The organism is Klebsiella sp. 10, assembly GCF_018223925.1.
Lineage (GTDB): Bacteria > Pseudomonadota > Gammaproteobacteria > Enterobacterales > Enterobacteriaceae > Klebsiella > Klebsiella pneumoniae.
This window is the reverse complement of sequence record NZ_JAGRRB010000009.1, coordinates 1-16026: the sequence shown is the minus strand read 5'-3', so window position 1 is coordinate 16026 and position 16026 is coordinate 1. Positions and strand designations below refer to the sequence as shown.

The following is a 16026-nucleotide window of genomic DNA, read 5'->3' as shown; positions in this document are numbered from 1 at the left end:
GGAGTTGTCATGTGCGATCATCATCATGCTGCGCGACATATTCTATGTCCCCAATGTGATTTGCTGGTGGCTTTGCCGCAGCTTGAGCATCGCCAGAAAGCCGCCTGCCCGCGCTGCGGTACAACGTTAACCACCACGTGGGACGCGCCTCGCCAGCGTCCCACGGCGTATGCGCTGGTCGCGCTGTTTATGCTGCTGCTGGCCAACCTGTTCCCTTTTATCTATATGAAAGTGGGCGGCATCAGTAGCGAAATAGAGCTGCTGGAAATTCCCAACGTACTGTTTACCGAGGATTACGCCAGTCTCGGGACTTTCTTTTTACTCTTTGTTCAATTAGTGCCGGCGTTTTGCCTGGTCACCATTTTGCTGCTGGTTAATCGGGTCAGAATGCCTGCCGGCCTGAAGACGTTCCTTGCGCGAATTCTCTTTCAACTGAAAACCTGGGGCATGGCGGAGATCTTTCTTGCCGGCGTACTGGTGAGCTTCGTCAAGCTGATGGCCTACGGTGATATCGGCATCGGTCTGAGCTTTGTTCCCTGGTGTATGTTTTGCCTGCTGCAGTTACGTACTTTTCAGTGCGTCGACCGCCGCTGGCTATGGGATGATATTGCCCCCATGCCGGCCATTACCCAGCCGCTGAAGGTCGGGGTGACCGGTATCCGTCAGGGGCTGCGCTCCTGTGCCTGCTGTACGGCGGTGTTGCCGGTCGATCAGACCGTCTGCCCGCGCTGTAACAGTAAAGGAACGGCGCGGCGCAAAAATAGCCTGCAGTGGACGCTGGCGCTGCTGGTGACGTCATTTATCCTTTATCTCCCTGCCAACATTATGCCGATCATGATCACCGATCTGCTGGGCGATAAAATGCCATCGACCATTATGGCCGGGGTGATTTTACTGTGGAGTGAAGGTTCATATCCGGTGGCGCTGGTGATCTTTATCGCCAGTATTATGGTGCCGACGCTGAAGATGATCGCTATCGCCTGGTTATGCTGGAACGCCAACGGCAACGGCGCGCGAGATTCGGAGCGCATGCATCTGATCTATGAGGTGGTGGAATTTGTTGGCCGCTGGTCAATGATTGACGTTTTTGTCATCGCCGTGCTTTCTGCGCTGGTCCGCATGGGAGGGTTAATGAATATCTATCCAGCCATCGGCGCGGTCATGTTTGCGCTGGTGGTGGTGATGACCATGTTTTCAGCCATGACGTTTGATCCCCGTTTACTGTGGGATCGTGAGCCAGATTCAAGCCATGAGGAAATACAACAACATGGAAAATAAGAGCGGAGAAGCGAAAGTGCAGAAGGTGAAGAACTGGTCACCGGTGTGGATCTTCCCTATCGTCACTGCGCTGATCGGGGCATGGATCCTGTTTTATCATTACAGCCATCAGGGGCCTGAGGTCACGCTGATCACCACCAATGCGGAAGGGATTGAAGGGGGAAAAACCCGGATCAAGAGCCGCAGCGTAGACGTTGGGGTGGTGGAGAGCGCGACGCTGACCGACGATCTCACCCACGTGGAAATCAAAGCCCGCCTCAATTCCGGGATGCAGAAGCTGCTGCACGACGATTCCGTCTTCTGGGTGGTAAAGCCGCAGGTTGGGCGCGAGGGGATCAGCGGTCTTGGGACATTGTTGTCCGGGGCCTATATTGAACTGCAGCCGGGAACGAAAGGTTCGGTGCCAGCGCAGTATCCGCTACTGGATTCTCCGCCGCTGGCCTCGCCGGATGCCAAGGGGATCCGTATTCTGCTGGAAAGCAGCAAGGCGGGCCAGCTGTCGCCGGGCGATCCGGTGTTGTTCCGCGGCTATCGCGTGGGGTCAGTGGAAACCAGCACCTTCGACACGCAGAAACGTCGTATAACTTACCAGCTGTTCATCAATGCGCCTAACGATCGCCTGGTGACCACCAACGTTCGTTTCTGGAAAGACAGCGGGATCGCTGTAGATTTGACCTCGGCGGGGATGCGCGTCGAGATGGGCTCGCTGTCGACGCTGTTTGGCGGCGGGGTGAGCTTCGATATTCCTGAAGGACTGGACCTCGGCGAGCCGGTGGCGAATAAAACGGAATACCATCTGTTTGACGATCAGAAGAGCATCCAGGATTCAGTCTTTACCGAGCATATCGATTACGTCATGTTCTTCAAAGACTCGGTTCGCGGCCTGCAGCCGGGCGCGCCGGTGGAGTTCCGCGGTATCCGTCTGGGCACCGTCGGCAAAGTGCCGTTCTTTATTCCGGGGCTGAAGCAGCGTTTGAACGATGACTATCGTATTCCAGTGGAAGTGCGGGTTGAACCGCAACGGCTGATTAATCAGCTTGGCGGCGATCCGAATATTCGCGCCCACATTGACGATCTGATCAACCGCGGACTGCGCGGCTCGCTGAAAACCGGTAACCTGGTGACCGGCGCGCTGTATATCGATCTCGACTTCTATCCGAAGGCGCCCCCGCGCGGGAAAATACAGGAGTTTAACGGCTATCCGATTATCCCGACCATCAGCGGTGGACTGGCACAGATCCAGCAGCGTCTGATGGATGCGCTGGATAAGATTAATAACCTGCCGATTAATCCGCTGCTGGAGCAGGCGACCAGCACCCTGGCGCAGAGCGAGAAGACGATGCAGCACGTGCAGACCACGCTGGATAATCTGAACAAGATCACCTCCAGCCAGTCAATGCAGCAGCTGCCCGCCGATATGCAGACGACGCTGCGTGAACTGAACCGTAGCATGCAGGGCTTCCAGCCGGGCTCTGCGGCCTACAATAAGATGGTGGCCGATATGCAGCGTCTGGATCAGGTGCTGCGTGAGCTGCAGCCGGTTCTGAAAACGCTAAATGATAAGAGCAATGCGCTGGTATTTGAGGCGAAGGATAAAAAAGATCCACAGCCGAAGGGAGCGAAATAATGAAAAAATGGTTACTGGCGGCAGCCGTATGCGTACTGACGGCGTGCAGTAGCGGCGGGGAAAGCAAGACATACTATCAGCTACCGGTTGTGCAGGGCGGCGCGCAGAGCGCCGCCAGTCAGGGGGCACGTCTGCTGTGGGTAGAGCAGGTCAGCATCCCGGATTATCTGGCGGGTAACGGGGTGGTCTATCAGACCACCGACGTGCAGTATGTGATCGCCAATAATAATCTGTGGGCCAGTCCGCTGGATCAGCAGCTGCGCACTACGCTGGTGGCAAATCTCAGCCAGCAGTTGCCCGGCTGGGTAGTGTCGTCCCAGCCGCTGGGGAGCGAGCAGGATACCCTCAACGTTGCGGTCAATGGCTTTCATGGTCGCTATGACGGGCGGGTTATCGTTAGCGGTGAGTGGCTGCTGAAGCATCAGGGACAGCTGATTAAGCGCCCGTTTAACATCGTCCTCAGGCAGGAACAGGATGGTTATGACGCGATGGTCAAGACCCTGGCGCAGGCGTGGAGCCAGGAGGCGGCTGCCATTGCCAGCGAGCTTAATCGTCTGCCATAAGTAAAATTCATCATAATGATCTGCCGCGTGGTTCACCTGGGCCGCGCGGCATTTTTTTTTGCCAGGTCAGTTCGTTACCGGCGGCTACGCCGAGCGAACAAAAAATGAACTCTTATATAGGTCACAAATATGACACTGGCGTGAATTTTGCGCATTGACGTTGCCTTCTTTTCGCGGTATTCGTAACCCGTGGCTGCACAATTTGCGACCACTGTTTTCTTTTCCACCAGATCAAAGAATGAGGGAAACGAGGCATGAAGAGACAAAAACGAGATCGCCTGGAACGGGCACACCAACGCGGATATCAGGCGGGTATCGCGGGAAGATCGAAAGAAATGTGTCCATACCAGAGCCTGAATCAACGCTCATGGTGGCTGGGAGGCTGGCGAGAAGCCATGGAGGACAGGGTACTAACGGCCTGACACTGTCTCTTTAAAAAAGAAGCCTCCGCATAGCGGGGGCTTCGCCTTTTAATCGCTGCTGAATGTTATCAGAAAGCGGAAGTATCCTGGAACAGACCCACTTTCAGATCGTTCGCGGTGTAGATCAGACGATCGTCAACCAGCACTTCACCATCCGCAAGTCCCATAATCAGACGACGGTTAACAATGCGCTTGAAGTGGATACGGTAGGTGACTTTTTTCGCGGTCGGCAGAACCTGACCGGTAAATTTCACTTCGCCAACGCCCAGCGCGCGGCCTTTGCCTTCGCCGCCCAGCCAGCCAAGATAGAACCCGACCAGCTGCCACATAGCATCCAGGCCCAGGCAGCCCGGCATCACCGGATCGCCGATAAAGTGGCAACCGAAGAACCACAGGTCAGGATTGATGTCGAGTTCTGCCTCAACATAACCTTTATCGTAGTTACCACCGGTTTCGGTCATTTTGATGACGCGGTCCATCATCAGCATGTTTGGTGCCGGTAACTGCGGGCCTTTCGCGCCGAACAGTTCACCACGACCAGAGGCAAGAAGATCTTCTTTTGTATAGGATTCGCGTTTATCTACCATGTTTTCAGTAAGCCTTATTTTAAGTTCGGGACGCAGGATAGCTAACACGTGTAAGCTGAACAAGTCCGATCAGTTAGAACTTGTCCCACCTAACCAGCGTAGCGGCCACGGAAAACGATGGCGAGTCTCTTGCTGGGTCGCCTGCGCTATCCGCTCCTGAATGGTTTGTCGCAGCGTCTGTCCTTCACCGTCCCACATCAGCTGGGTCAACATCGGCAGCGCTTCGGTAATATCGTCAATGGCCCAGATAGCAAACTGGTTGTCGGCAACGGCCTGACGTAGCTCGTGGTTCAGGCTGAGATGACGAACGTTGGCGGCAGGGATAATCACTCCCTGTTTGCCGGTTAAACCGCGCTGCTGACAGATAGTGAAGAAGCCTTCAATTTTCTCGTTCAGGCCGCCGACCGGCTGCACGCGACCAAACTGGTCGACGGAGCCGGTGATCGCGATGCTCTGATTTATCGGTACATTGGCCAGGGCGCTGATTAAGGCGCAGAGTTCCGCCATGGAGGCACTGTCGCCATCCACTTCACTGTAGGACTGCTCAAAGGTCAGCGAAGCAGTGAAGGGAAGCTGCTGCTCCAGCTCCAGCTCGGACATCAGAAAAGCCTGCATGATCATCATGCCTTTCGCATGAATGTTACCGCCCAGCTCGGCTTTACGTTCGACGTCGATAAATTCGCCATCGCCAATGTGCACGACGCAGCTGATGCGTGAAGGTTCACCGAACGCGCGTGGATGACCGGGGAATTCGATCACCGACAGGGCGTTGATCTGCCCGACGCATTCGCCTTCGGTTTCAATCAGGATCTGTTCCTGCAGGATTTCATCCTGCATACGCTCCGCCAGGTAGCCTTCACGCCATACCCGGCGCGCCAGCATGGTCTGCATCGCTTCGCCGGTAATCTCCTCGCCTTCACAGAAGGCGGCGGCTTCCCGCAGCTGGCGGGTTATCCATAGCGGACTGAGCGGCAGGGTCTCCTGATCGCCGGTATAGCGCGTTCCCTCATCGATCAGCAGAGGCCAGGCATCGGCTGCCGGGCCCGGCAGCTCCAGCTGCTGCGCATTCTGCCATACCCACTGGCACCAGGCCTTTAGCGTGTCGGCGTCAGCAAACTGCAGAGTGTCTTCATACTCGCTATAGATCGCCTGCGCAGCCAGCTCCGGCTCCATTTCCTGGAAATCGGCCAGCGATTCGCGTTCGCCCACCAGGATGATTTTCAGACTCAGCGGCATGGAGGGAATGCTGACCGGCAGCGGACGCGATTCATCCATAGAAAGCCAGTCAAAGCGCTGACGAGTCACCATATTTTTCAGACGCACCCACAGCAGCGGTTGCGCCAGCAGTGTACGTAGCGAAAGCACAAGCACGCCGCCGTTGGCCTGATGGACCAGCCCAGGCTGGAGGGTGATTGCACCGTTAAACTGGCGTACGCAGCCAAACAGCTGTTCCGCTTCTACCCAATCGGCCATCACGACCGGGGCAGTACTGGCGAAATTATCCTCAGCGCCCTGCGCCGGTGCGAGCGACACCTGAGCGTCGGTTACCTCATAGCGGACGCCGTAAAGCGGTGCGGCAGGCTCGTGCAGAGTCCGGGTTTCAGCCGCCAGCCATTGCAGATATTCCGGCTCTTCAGGGGCTTTCACCAGCATGAAGGAGGAGACTGCCGGCGTGTACAGCAGCTGCTCAAGCCCATAGAACAAACGCGGCTGCAGATCGCCCGAGAGGGAGGGGGCCGGATGGGAAAGTTCAGCTTGAGCAAACAGCGCCTGGTAAGCTTCCAGATCAGGCGCAAGGTCGGTTCGGGTCAGTTTCGTAATGGTCAAAGTCGCTGTTTTTTAGTTAGATGTAAAGCGCGCAATTATACCTGATGCCGCGACCGAGCACACGGAGGATTATGGTTACCCTGATGATTACCCGGTCGCAGACTTCACGAATAATGATTTATATTCAGCACATCAGAAAAAAACTGATATCCTGAAATGAGTTACACGGTCACATTGAGATCGCAATGAAATATCAACAACTGGAAAATCTTGAAAGCGGCTGGAAATGGAAATATCTGGTAAAGAAGCACCGGGAAGGTGAGCTGATTACCCGCTACATTGAGGCCAGCGCTGCGCAAGCTGCGGTAGATGACTTGCTGACGCTCGAGAATGAACCTGTGCTGGTGCATGCCTGGATTGAGCAGCATATGAATCCGGCGCTGATGAACCGCATGAAGCAGACTATCCGCGCGCGACGGAAACGCCATTTTAACGCTGAGCATCAGCATACGCGTAAGAAGTCTATCGACCTTGAGTTTGTCGTTTGGCAGCGTCTTGCTGGCCTGGCGCAGCGGCGGGGCAAAACCTTGTCTGAAACCATCGTCCAGCTGATTGAAGATGCCGAGCACAAAGAGAAATATGCCAGCAAAATGTCGAGCCTGAAGCACGATCTGCAGGTACTGTTAGGGAAAGAATAGCCAGGTAGGATCGTCGACCCGCCTGCTGGTGGTTGCCCTGGCCGGGGGCTGCTTCACAGCTCTCAGCCGCTGAAGTGGGCGAGAGGGCATAAAAAAAACCCGCCGAAGCGGGTTTTTTTATCGGTTATAACTTAAGCCGCCGGCTGAGTTACAACTTCTTTGTAGCCTTTAACTTCGATCTCTACACGACGATCCGGAGCCAGGCAATCGATCAGGGCAGCGCGAGCTTTCACGTTGTCACAGGTGTTGCCAGTAACCGGGTTGGATTCACCCATGCCGCGAGCGGAGATTTTGCCAGCCGGGATGCCTTTAGCAACCAGGTAGTCAACAACGGACTGAGCACGTTTCTCAGACAGCTGCTGGTTGTAAGCTTCGGAACCGATGCGGTCGGTGTAGCCCAGAACAACAGCGGAACCGTCTTTCGGATCCATGTTGCTCAGCTGAGTGTACAGCTGATCCAGAGCCTGCTGACCTTCCGGTTTCAGGGTAGCTTTGTTGAAGTTGAACAGAACGTCAGACTTCAGGGTGAAGTGCTTGGTAGCCACTTCCGGAGCCGGAGCCGGAGCCGGAGCAACAACCGGTGCAGCATCTTCCTGACCGAAGCGGTAGGAAACGCCCAGGCTCAGCATGCCGTTATCAGGACGGGTACCCACAGTGCCCGCGTCGCCGATGTTGTTAACCCACTGGTATTCCAGACGGGTAGCGATGTCACGAGTAACAGCCCACTCTACGCCGCCAGCAAATACTGGGGAAACGCCAGTGTCGTGTTCGCTACGGGAAACGCCGGTAGAAGCGTAGTTGCCTTTGGAGTCAGCGCGCCAAACCATGCCGCCCAGACGGGTGTAGATGTCCAGATCGTCAGTGATCGGGTAACCCAGTTTAGCGGTCAGCTGAACGCCCTGAGCTTTGAAAGCACCGTTGTCAACGCTGCCTTTATATGCCATACGGCCCAGCCAGTCATAACCCATTTCGAAACCGAGGTACGGGTTAACCTGGTAACCACCGAACGCACCAGCACCAAGCTGATCGTTACGGGTCGGACCGTTGTTGTTCTGGAAACCGTTACCGTAGAAACCGGTGTCGTGATACTGGGACCAACCCAGTTTACCACCTGCATACCAGGTGTTATCTTTCGGAGCGGCCTGCGCTACGGTAGCGAAGCCAGCCAGTGCCACTGCAATCGCGATAGCTGTCTTTTTCATTTTTTGCGCCTCATTATCATCCAAAATTCGCCATGAAGTTACAAAAGACCTCACGGTTAAATCCTTCACCGGGGGCGTGACTTGTTGTTAACTATGCTGATACATGCAGCGTAAGCCGATCACCCCTGGCGATGTAAAGTCTACAACTTAGTTCGAAACTTACAAGTGTGAACTCTGTCAGGCATATGAAAAAAAAGGGTTGTGTACACAATATTTAACAAATATGGTTGATTTTCGTACACGAAAAAAAGACAGAAATCCCCGTGTGGCAGGCATTCCGCGAAAAAGACCATAAAAAACGCTGTACCTTTCCCAGCGGTAAAAAAAATTCCAGGAATAATCCTAATTTCACTCAATGATACAAATTTGAGTGAATTTTTAGCCCGCTGAGTTGTCTGCCGAGCGTGCCCTGATTTCGCACCGGGCGCATGATGAATCCCATCGCGGACCCTACCTGGGCAGCGTTAACGAGACGTTCATGTTCGTCAGCGGTTAACTCCTCCGCCAGCCAGCAGATAACCACACTATAATTACCCGTGCGCAGGGCACGGATCATTGAGTCTATGGTATGGCAGGGAGAGAGCTGGCTAATTTGCATGACCTTGGACAGCGGCAGACCGGCGGACTGAACCCATTCGCGGCTGAGCTTTTGTTGCGGCGTGAGCCACAGCTGCCAGCGCGACTGTTGACCCAGCTGCTGTAATAAAGGTAGCAGCAATAACTGCGTCATCATGGGTTGATCTTCACGATAGACAATTTCACTGATCAGCCCATTGGTGTTCTGTTCGCCAGAACGATGAGCGTAGTGGCCTGCCGGAGCAGAAGCCTGTGCTGAACGGTTTGCGTGAGCTGAAGTAAACATAGTCTATCCCGCCTTTAGTTACTGTATGCATATACAGTATCTTCGCCAGGGGAAAAGATCAACCGCAATTTGCCATTTTGCTGCCGGGAATTTAATCGCTTCTCGTGGTTCCTTATCTGTCAAAAGAAGCCCCTGCATTATCCAATCCTTAACGCGCGCTAATGGTTTCATTTCTCCCTGTCGATTGCTGCAACGCTTGCGATTTTCTGAAAGCGTCTCGCAAAACCGCATTCTGGTGAAAAAGTCGGCGAAAATCATCTTGCTGCTGCCCGGGAAGTCCCTTATGTTTTCTCTTAGCGGATCCGTTAACAACTTAAGTTTAATTACATGATTAACAAAGGAATGATCATGAGAAAACTAGTTTGTCCGCGGCTCCCGCAATTTCAGGCCTGCGTCTCACCGCTGGGTCAACTGCATACTCGTCCGCTCTTTGGCGGCTACAGCCTGGCTATTGATGATACGGTGTTTGCGATGGTGGCCGAGGGGAACATTTATCTGAAGGCCTGCGAGCAGAGCGCTGCTTATCGGGTGGAACATCGTAATCCTCTGTTAACGCTGCGCCGACACGGCCGCATAGTGCCGCTGAAGTATTATCAAATTGACGACACTTTATGGCGCGATGAGCAGCAGCTTTTTCGGCTATCGCTACTGTCGTGGCAGAGTGCGCAGCGCGAAAAGAACTGCCGACGGGCGTCGGGCCGCCTGAAGGATTTACCCAATATCAGCTTTCATATGGAATTGCAGCTGATTCACGCGGGCATACCGGACGTTAGGACGTTGCGGGAAGTTGGTGCGCAGGAGGCATGGCTGAGGCTACGCGTAAATAATGCTTCTTTATCGCTGAGCGTATTGCTGGCGCTGGAGGGGGCGATTGCCGGGGTACATGCCGCCGCGCTCCCGACGCCACGGCGTCAGGAGCTTCTCGAATGGGCGGCTACCCGGTAGCGGAAAAGCCTTGTTATTCGGTTTGGGCGTGGACCCGTTGCTGCAGGCGGCAGATTTCAGGCAGCAGCGCCAGCAGCAGGCCAATCTGCTGTAAGACCAAGGGTTCCTTACTGTCCGCGCGCGGTTCCAGATGATGGATCCGGCTTTGCAGGCTGTTCAAAGCCTGTTGCACCCGCTGTTCATCCGCGGGGGTATGGTGCAAGGCGTCATCCACATAACAGACTGCATCATCCAGCAGGGCGAGGATTTCCGGCGTGGACAGTTTTTCCCGATGCGCGCCAAGAGCGGAGATGTAGCTGGTGAACGTGTGGTTAAGGCATAGCAGACGAAAGGCGGTTTCTCGCTGGGTGGCATCCGCGCGTGGTTCAGTCGATAAGTTCGAGACGACGGAGGCCAGCTCAGCATCACGGTTGTAGGCGTCACGACGCGCGACACGGTAGGCCAGCCGGTTGTCGCGGCCCTGATGATACTGCTCCAGAATCGCGTCCAGATAGCGGCAGTTCGCGTTCATTGCCCGGTCCAGCACCCGCGGCAGGTTGCGGAATTTCCAGTCCGGCCAGATGAAGCTGACCGCTGCCCAGGCGATGGCGCAGCCGATCAGCGTATCAATGATACGCGGCAGCGCGACTTCAAAGCCCTCGCCCAGCAGGTTAAAGCACAGCAGCACCAGCAGCGTAATAAACATCGTGGCATGGGCGTACTGCACGTTACGGAAGGCAAAAAACAGCACGCCGGTCAGGACGATCAACAGCAGTTGCCCTTCAACAGAGGGAACCAGCAGCAGGACCGGCAGGCCGATCGCCACCCCAACCAGCGTGCCGATAATCCTTAGCGCCAGGCGATGGCGGGTGGCGTTATAGTTCGGCTGACAGACGAACAGGCTGGTTAGCAGGATCCAGTAGCCATGCTGGAGCCCGGTAAACTGGATAAAGGCATAGCCGGCGCAGAGCACCAACGACATACGTACTGCGTGGCGGAAAAGGGCCGACTCTGGCGACATATTGCGCTGCAGGCGCAGCCAGATATCGCTCAGACCGCCAAGTCTGTCGTCGGCCAGCAGCGTCTCGGTATTACTCCCGGCAGGCGCGGTGGTTTGCACTGATTCAATGGTGGCCAGCTGAGCATCGATAGCGCGCAGGTTATTCAGTAAATACCCGAGGGCGTTGAGCTGCTCGTCGGATGCGCCGCCGGCGCGCACGCGCTCAAGTGCCGCATCGAGATGCATGAACGCCCGTTCAAAATGGGCATCATGCTGATAGGGTTCGCGTAACAGAATCGCCCGCGACAGTTTCTGGCAGGCCTGCGCCTGCATCGAAAGCATTCGCTGGAAACGGAACATCACATCGCTATAGCGAAATTGATCGCGTAGGGTTTGATACTGAATATGCGATGAGCTGGCGCGTTCATGAATATCCTGGGCCACAAAGTAGTACTGCAGGGTGCGGCGGGTTCCGCGCTGGCCCCGATCGCCTCGCAGTCGGGTTAGCAGCGAGACCTTGGTTTGGTTAAGCGTAGCTACCAGCTGGCCATTAGCGAGCGCCAGATCGTACAGCGGCGCCTGGCTCTCATCCTCAAGGTCAGGATCAAACAGCCGGGATTTGAGCTCAAGATAGCGGGCCAGCTGCTCATAGCTACGCGCCAGGTTGTCCTGCAATGGACGAATCGGAAAGATCAGGTGCCCGGACAGCGTCAGCAGGTTGTACCACACTGCCCCCGCCAGCAGGAACAACGGCTGCAGATACCAATGATCGTACAGCGTGACGCCGAGCATGGTGTAGATGGCGATAAGCAGGGCGCCGAAGGCAATGGTCGCATAGCGCTGACCGAGGCCGCCAAGCAAAATAAAGCCGATGGTAGACACGGTCAAACCAAGGGCAAACAGCGGCGGCCACGGAAACAGCAGCTCCACGGAGGCGGAGGCGATAAAAAAGCAAACCAGAGTAATGGCAAGATTACGCAGACGGCCGGCCAGACGGTCGTCAAGGTCGGTCAGAGCCGCAGCCACGACGCCGAGGGTGAGGGGGATGGTCAGTTTGACTTCGCCGATCCACCAGGGAAACAGCGTTGTGCCGCAGAGCGCGATAAAAATTCGTACGTTATAAAGCCAGGCGCTGTTCCAGGTGTAGCGGCGTAGCAGGGGGCTAATCATGTCCGTGTTCCGTTCGGTTACTGAAAGCGACGACGCGCATTGGCTTCACGCGCAGCACGCGCGGTTTCCACAGAAACGACCCGGCGACCCACCGGCCAGAGGGCGATGGCGGCGATTTTGAAATTCGCGATCCCCACCGGGATGCCTATGATAGTCAGGCACTGAGCTATACCGCTGAAAATGTGCATCAGGCAGAGCCACCAGCCGAAAAAAATGAACCACAGAATGTTCAGAACGGTACCGCCGGCGTTCAGTAGACCGTTTTTGCGCCCCGGCTCGAGCTCGTCAACATGAATCGCCTCGTTACCGTAGGGAAATAACGAAAGGCGAGTGATTTCCCAGCAGGAACGAGTCAGCGGCAGCGTGACAATCAGAATGATGCTGACCAGGGTGGCGAGTAGCCAGCCTAGAGTGGTGGCGAAACCGCCAAGGATAAAGTTCAAAATATTCAGAATGGTACGCATAAAGCCTCGGTTTTGCCCGGTGGATAATAAGACCTGATGATTGTAACGTTTTTTTGCGCTGGAGCACCTGGTCCGGGGCGGTTAAACTGAAAAACAATCCACCCTGATTGAAAATCGACATTATATGGAACTTAAAGCGACAACATTGGGCAAACGCATGGCTCAGCACCCTTATGATCGGGTGCAGCTACTGAACGCCGGGGTAAAAGTTTCCGGCGATCGTCATGAGTATCTTATACCTTTCAATCAGTTATTGTCAGTGCATTGTAAGCGCGGTCTGGTCTGGGGCGAACTGGAGTTTGTGCTACCGGACGGGAAAGTCGTGCGTTTGCACGGTACCGAGTGGAGCGAAACGCAGCGCTTTTATCATCATTTACACACACTCTGGCAGCAGTGGAGCACGGAGATGAGCAATATCGCCGCCGGCGTGCTGAAGCAGCAGCTGGCGACGATCGAGCACACTCGCGCAGAAGGCAAGTGGCTAACCCGTCAGCAGGTGGCGGATGTTCAGGATAATATACGCCATGCGTTGACTGGTTTGCCGATGCCCACCAGTCGGCTTGATGCCTTTGATAACTGCCGGGAGCTGTGGCGGGAGTGTCAGCGCTGGTTAGGCGATATTGAAGCGACGCGTCTGGCCCATAACCAGGCCTTTACCGAGGCGATGCTGGAGCAATATCGCGAATTTTTTGATAGCGTTGAGTCGTCCCCGCTCAATGCGTCACAAGCGCGTGCGGTAGTGAACGGCGAGCGCTCCCTGCTGGTGCTGGCGGGAGCGGGCAGCGGTAAAACCTCGGTACTGGTGGCGCGAGCGGGCTGGCTGCTGGCGCGGGGAGAAGCCGCGGCAGATCAAATTTTGCTGCTGGCATTCGGCCGCCAGGCGGCGCAGGAAATGGATGAGCGGATCCGCGAGCGTCTGGCATCAGATGATATTACCGCGCGTACTTTCCATTCGCTGGCGTTGCATATTATTCAGCAGGGCAGCAAAAAAGTGCCCACTATCAGTAAGCTGGAAAGCGATACTGCGGCCCGCCACGCATTGCTGCTGAAAAGCTGGCAAAAGCAGTGCCAGGAGAAAAAAGCGCAGGCGAAAGGTTGGCGCCTGTGGCTGGAAGAAGAGATGGGCTGGCAACTGCCGGAGGGGGACTTCTGGCAGGACAAAAAGGTGCAGCGGCGGATGGCCAGCCGGCTTGACCGCTGGGTGAGCCTGATGCGCATGCACGGCGGCTCCCAGGCGGAGATGATTGCCGGGGCGCCGGAAGCGGTACGCGACCTGTTCAGTAAACGGGTGAAGCTGATGTCGCCTCTGATGAAAGACTGGAAGGCGGCGCTCAAGGCCGAGAATGCGGTCGATTTTTCCGGCCTGATCCATCAGGCGGTCAATATTCTCGATAAAGGCCGCTTCGTCAGCCCATGGAAACACATTCTGGTGGATGAATTTCAAGATATTTCGCCGCAGCGAGCCTCGCTGTTGGCCGCGTTACGCCGGCAGAATAGCCAAACCACGCTCTTTGCCGTCGGGGATGACTGGCAGGCGATCTACCGGTTCAGCGGGGCGCAGGTTTCTCTGACCACCGCATTCAACCACTACTTTGGCGAAGGGGATTGCTGTGCGCTGGATACCACCTATCGCTTTAACGGGCGTATCGGCGAAATAGCCAATGGCTTTATCCAGCAAAATCCGCATCAGTTAAGCAAACCGCTGAACAGCCTTATGGCAGGTGATAAAAAGGCCGTCACGCTGTTAGCCGACGACAAGCTGGACGATCTTCTGGATAAGCTGAGCGGTTACGTTAAGCCCGAGCAGCGCATCCTGCTGCTTGCCCGTTATCACCATCTGAAGCCTGAGGCGCTCAACAAAGCGGCGACGCGCTGGCCGCACCTGCAGCTTGATTTTATGACGATTCATGCCAGCAAAGGTCAGCAGGCTGACTTTGTCATTGTGTTGGGACTACAGGATGGGGAGGATGCGTTTCCGGCCCCGGCGCGCGAGTCGATTATGGAGCAGGCGCTCCTGCCGCAGCCGGAAGATTTTCCGGATGCGGAGGAGCGTAGACTGTTGTACGTGGCGCTCACCCGCGCTCGTCACCGGGTATGGCTGTTATTTAACAAGGCGCAACCTTCGCCGTTTGTCGAGATCCTGCAGGCGCTGGATGTGCCCGTGGCCAGGAAGCCGTAATCGCGGCTCGATTATTTCAGGCGCTCGGCAAGATAGCGTGGATAATCCGGGATCAGAATATCTAGCGGTTGACCGAAGTGCGGCGACTGGATAATAAAGTCAGCGGTGGAGACGTTAGTGGCGACCGGAATGTTCCAGACGGTGGCCAGGCGCAGCAACGCTTTGACATCCGGGTCGTGGGGAACGGCGTTCAGCGGATCCCAGAAGAAGATCAGCACGTCGATTTTGCCTTCTGAAATGAGGGCACCCACCTGCTGGTCGCCGCCCATCGGACCGCTCAGCATGGCATTAACCTCCAGGCCGGTAGCCCGGGAGACGAGATTACCGGTAGTGCCGGTAGCATACAAAATATGTTGCGCCAGCAGCGCCTGATGGCGAGCAACCCATTTCATCAGCATATCTTTGCAGTGATCGTGAGCCACCAGCGCGATATGTTTTTGCGCAGGCAGGGTACGTGTTGTCAGTTCCATATTTTCATTCCACATTTTGACCTGCAAACAGATTACTGAATGTGGCTGTCGCTGCAAGCATCGGGGATGAAAATTTTGCTGAATCTGTGGGTTAGGCTGGATGGCCCCCTGCTGCGGATTAGCATACACTTAGGTGAAATAGCAGGAGGAAACCATGAAAGAGAATGATATTGCTGGCATCCTGACCTCGACACGGACGATTGCGCTGGTCGGAGCCAGCGACAAGCCTGACCGTCCGAGCTACCGGGTCATGAAGTATCTGCTGGATCAGGGGTATCACGTTATCCCGGTTTCGCCGAAGGTGGCGGGCAAGACGCTGCTGGGACAACAGGGGTATGCGACGCTCGCCGACGTTCCGGAAAAGGTCGACATGGTTGATGTCTTCCGTAATTCAGAAGCGGCGTGGGGCGTAGCGCAGGAGGCGATAGCCATCGGCGCGAAAACGCTATGGCTGCAGCTGGGGGTGATCAATGAGCAGGCTGCGGTGCTGGCCAGGGAAGCCGGATTGAGCGTAGTGATGGATCGCTGCCCGGCCATTGAACTACCGCGACTAGGGTTGGCGAAATAAAATAAAACCCCGCGTTAGCGGGGTTTTTTATTCCCTTCTTTTAAGGAGTAATTGCGGGTGATTTATTTCTGTTAGCGAAACGTTTCGTTATTCGCTTTATAATTCTGTGGTTAAAAATAACCTTATCGAAGATGGTGTTTTTATTTCATTGCGATGACCATATTAATTATGCGGTTTAATAAAAAACGGTCTAATGCGATCTTGTTTTCTTATATAGTTAGGCATGTTTTAAATAAGGTTATTAC

The 16026-nt window shown here is 55.3% G+C and carries 15 protein-coding genes; 8 read left to right on the top strand and 7 right to left on the bottom strand.

Going from position 1 to position 16026, the window contains the following annotated elements; all coding sequences use genetic code 11:
- Nucleotides 1-9: 9 nt before the first annotated feature.
- From pqiA to rmf, 4 genes are all read left to right on the top strand, one after another.
- A complete protein-coding gene (gene pqiA, locus KHQ26_RS10615; protein ID WP_004147849.1) occupies nucleotides 10-1278 on the top strand; it encodes a membrane integrity-associated transporter subunit PqiA in 1269 nt (422 codons plus the stop codon).
- Nucleotides 1268-2905 carry an intermembrane transport protein PqiB gene (gene pqiB / locus KHQ26_RS10610; RefSeq protein WP_020804932.1) on the top strand — a complete coding sequence of 546 codons (1638 nt, stop codon included), beginning with the start codon at nucleotides 1268-1270 and terminating at the stop codon, nucleotides 2903-2905. Before pqiA ends, pqiB begins: the two co-directional genes overlap by 11 nt.
- The gene (pqiC, locus tag KHQ26_RS10605) at nucleotides 2905-3468 is read left to right on the top strand and encodes a membrane integrity-associated transporter subunit PqiC (protein ID WP_002898392.1); all 564 of its coding nucleotides are present in this window, start codon (nucleotides 2905-2907) and stop codon (nucleotides 3466-3468) included. Before pqiB ends, pqiC begins: the two co-directional genes overlap by 1 nt.
- 254 nt (nucleotides 3469-3722) lie before the next feature.
- Nucleotides 3723-3890, top strand: coding sequence for a ribosome modulation factor (gene rmf / locus KHQ26_RS10600; RefSeq protein WP_002898396.1), 168 nt, complete (start codon nucleotides 3723-3725; stop codon nucleotides 3888-3890).
- Nucleotides 3891-3958: 68 nt separating this feature from the next.
- On the opposite strand, the gene fabA is transcribed toward rmf, so the two are convergent.
- On the bottom strand, nucleotides 3959-4477 hold the full coding sequence (gene fabA / locus KHQ26_RS10595) for a bifunctional 3-hydroxydecanoyl-ACP dehydratase/trans-2-decenoyl-ACP isomerase (protein ID WP_002898398.1): 519 nt from the start codon (nucleotides 4475-4477) through the stop codon (nucleotides 3959-3961).
- A 69-nt stretch (nucleotides 4478-4546) separates the two neighbouring features.
- Nucleotides 4547-6304 (bottom strand): AAA family ATPase, encoded by a 1758-nt coding sequence (locus tag KHQ26_RS10590; RefSeq protein WP_020804925.1) that lies wholly within the window; start codon nucleotides 6302-6304, stop codon nucleotides 4547-4549.
- Nucleotides 6305-6489: 185 nt separating this feature from the next.
- Here KHQ26_RS10590 and matP point away from each other — a divergent pair, with 185 nt between their 5' ends.
- Nucleotides 6490-6942 carry a macrodomain Ter protein MatP gene (gene matP / locus KHQ26_RS10585; RefSeq protein ID WP_002898404.1) on the top strand — a complete coding sequence of 151 codons (453 nt, stop codon included), beginning with the start codon at nucleotides 6490-6492 and terminating at the stop codon, nucleotides 6940-6942.
- Nucleotides 6943-7073: 131 nt separating this feature from the next.
- On the opposite strand, the gene ompA is transcribed toward matP, so the two are convergent.
- On the bottom strand, nucleotides 7074-8144 hold the full coding sequence (gene ompA / locus KHQ26_RS10580) for a porin OmpA (RefSeq protein WP_002898408.1): 1071 nt from the start codon (nucleotides 8142-8144) through the stop codon (nucleotides 7074-7076).
- A 352-nt stretch (nucleotides 8145-8496) separates the two neighbouring features.
- Nucleotides 8497-9006: an SOS-induced cell division inhibitor SulA gene (sulA, locus tag KHQ26_RS10575; RefSeq protein ID WP_004179215.1), complete on the bottom strand. Its 510-nt coding sequence runs from the start codon at nucleotides 9004-9006 to the stop codon at nucleotides 8497-8499.
- Nucleotides 9007-9354: 348 nt separating this feature from the next.
- Here sulA and KHQ26_RS10570 point away from each other — a divergent pair, with 348 nt between their 5' ends.
- The gene (locus KHQ26_RS10570) at nucleotides 9355-9951 is read left to right on the top strand and encodes a TfoX/Sxy family DNA transformation protein (RefSeq protein ID WP_004179217.1); all 597 of its coding nucleotides are present in this window, start codon (nucleotides 9355-9357) and stop codon (nucleotides 9949-9951) included.
- Nucleotides 9952-9964: 13 nt separating this feature from the next.
- Here the strand turns inward: KHQ26_RS10570 and yccS are convergent, their stop codons facing one another.
- Complete coding sequence (gene yccS, locus KHQ26_RS10565; RefSeq protein WP_002898422.1) at nucleotides 9965-12100, bottom strand: YccS family putative transporter; 2136 nt, start codon at nucleotides 12098-12100, stop codon at nucleotides 9965-9967.
- 17 nt (nucleotides 12101-12117) lie between these two features.
- Nucleotides 12118-12564, bottom strand: coding sequence for a YccF domain-containing protein (locus tag KHQ26_RS10560; RefSeq protein WP_002898425.1), 447 nt, complete (start codon nucleotides 12562-12564; stop codon nucleotides 12118-12120).
- Between the two features lie 124 nt (nucleotides 12565-12688).
- Here KHQ26_RS10560 and helD point away from each other — a divergent pair, with 124 nt between their 5' ends.
- The gene (helD, locus tag KHQ26_RS10555; RefSeq protein WP_211777882.1) at nucleotides 12689-14743 is read left to right on the top strand and encodes a DNA helicase IV; all 2055 of its coding nucleotides are present in this window, start codon (nucleotides 12689-12691) and stop codon (nucleotides 14741-14743) included.
- A gap of 11 nt (nucleotides 14744-14754) precedes the next feature.
- Here the strand turns inward: helD and mgsA are convergent, their stop codons facing one another.
- Entirely contained in the window at nucleotides 14755-15213 is a 459-nt protein-coding gene (mgsA, locus tag KHQ26_RS10550) for a methylglyoxal synthase (protein WP_002898432.1), read from the bottom strand.
- A 154-nt stretch (nucleotides 15214-15367) separates the two neighbouring features.
- Here mgsA and KHQ26_RS10545 point away from each other — a divergent pair, with 154 nt between their 5' ends.
- Nucleotides 15368-15781, top strand: coding sequence for a CoA-binding protein (locus KHQ26_RS10545; RefSeq protein WP_004144085.1), 414 nt, complete (start codon nucleotides 15368-15370; stop codon nucleotides 15779-15781).
- Nucleotides 15782-16026: the final 245 nt, after the last annotated feature.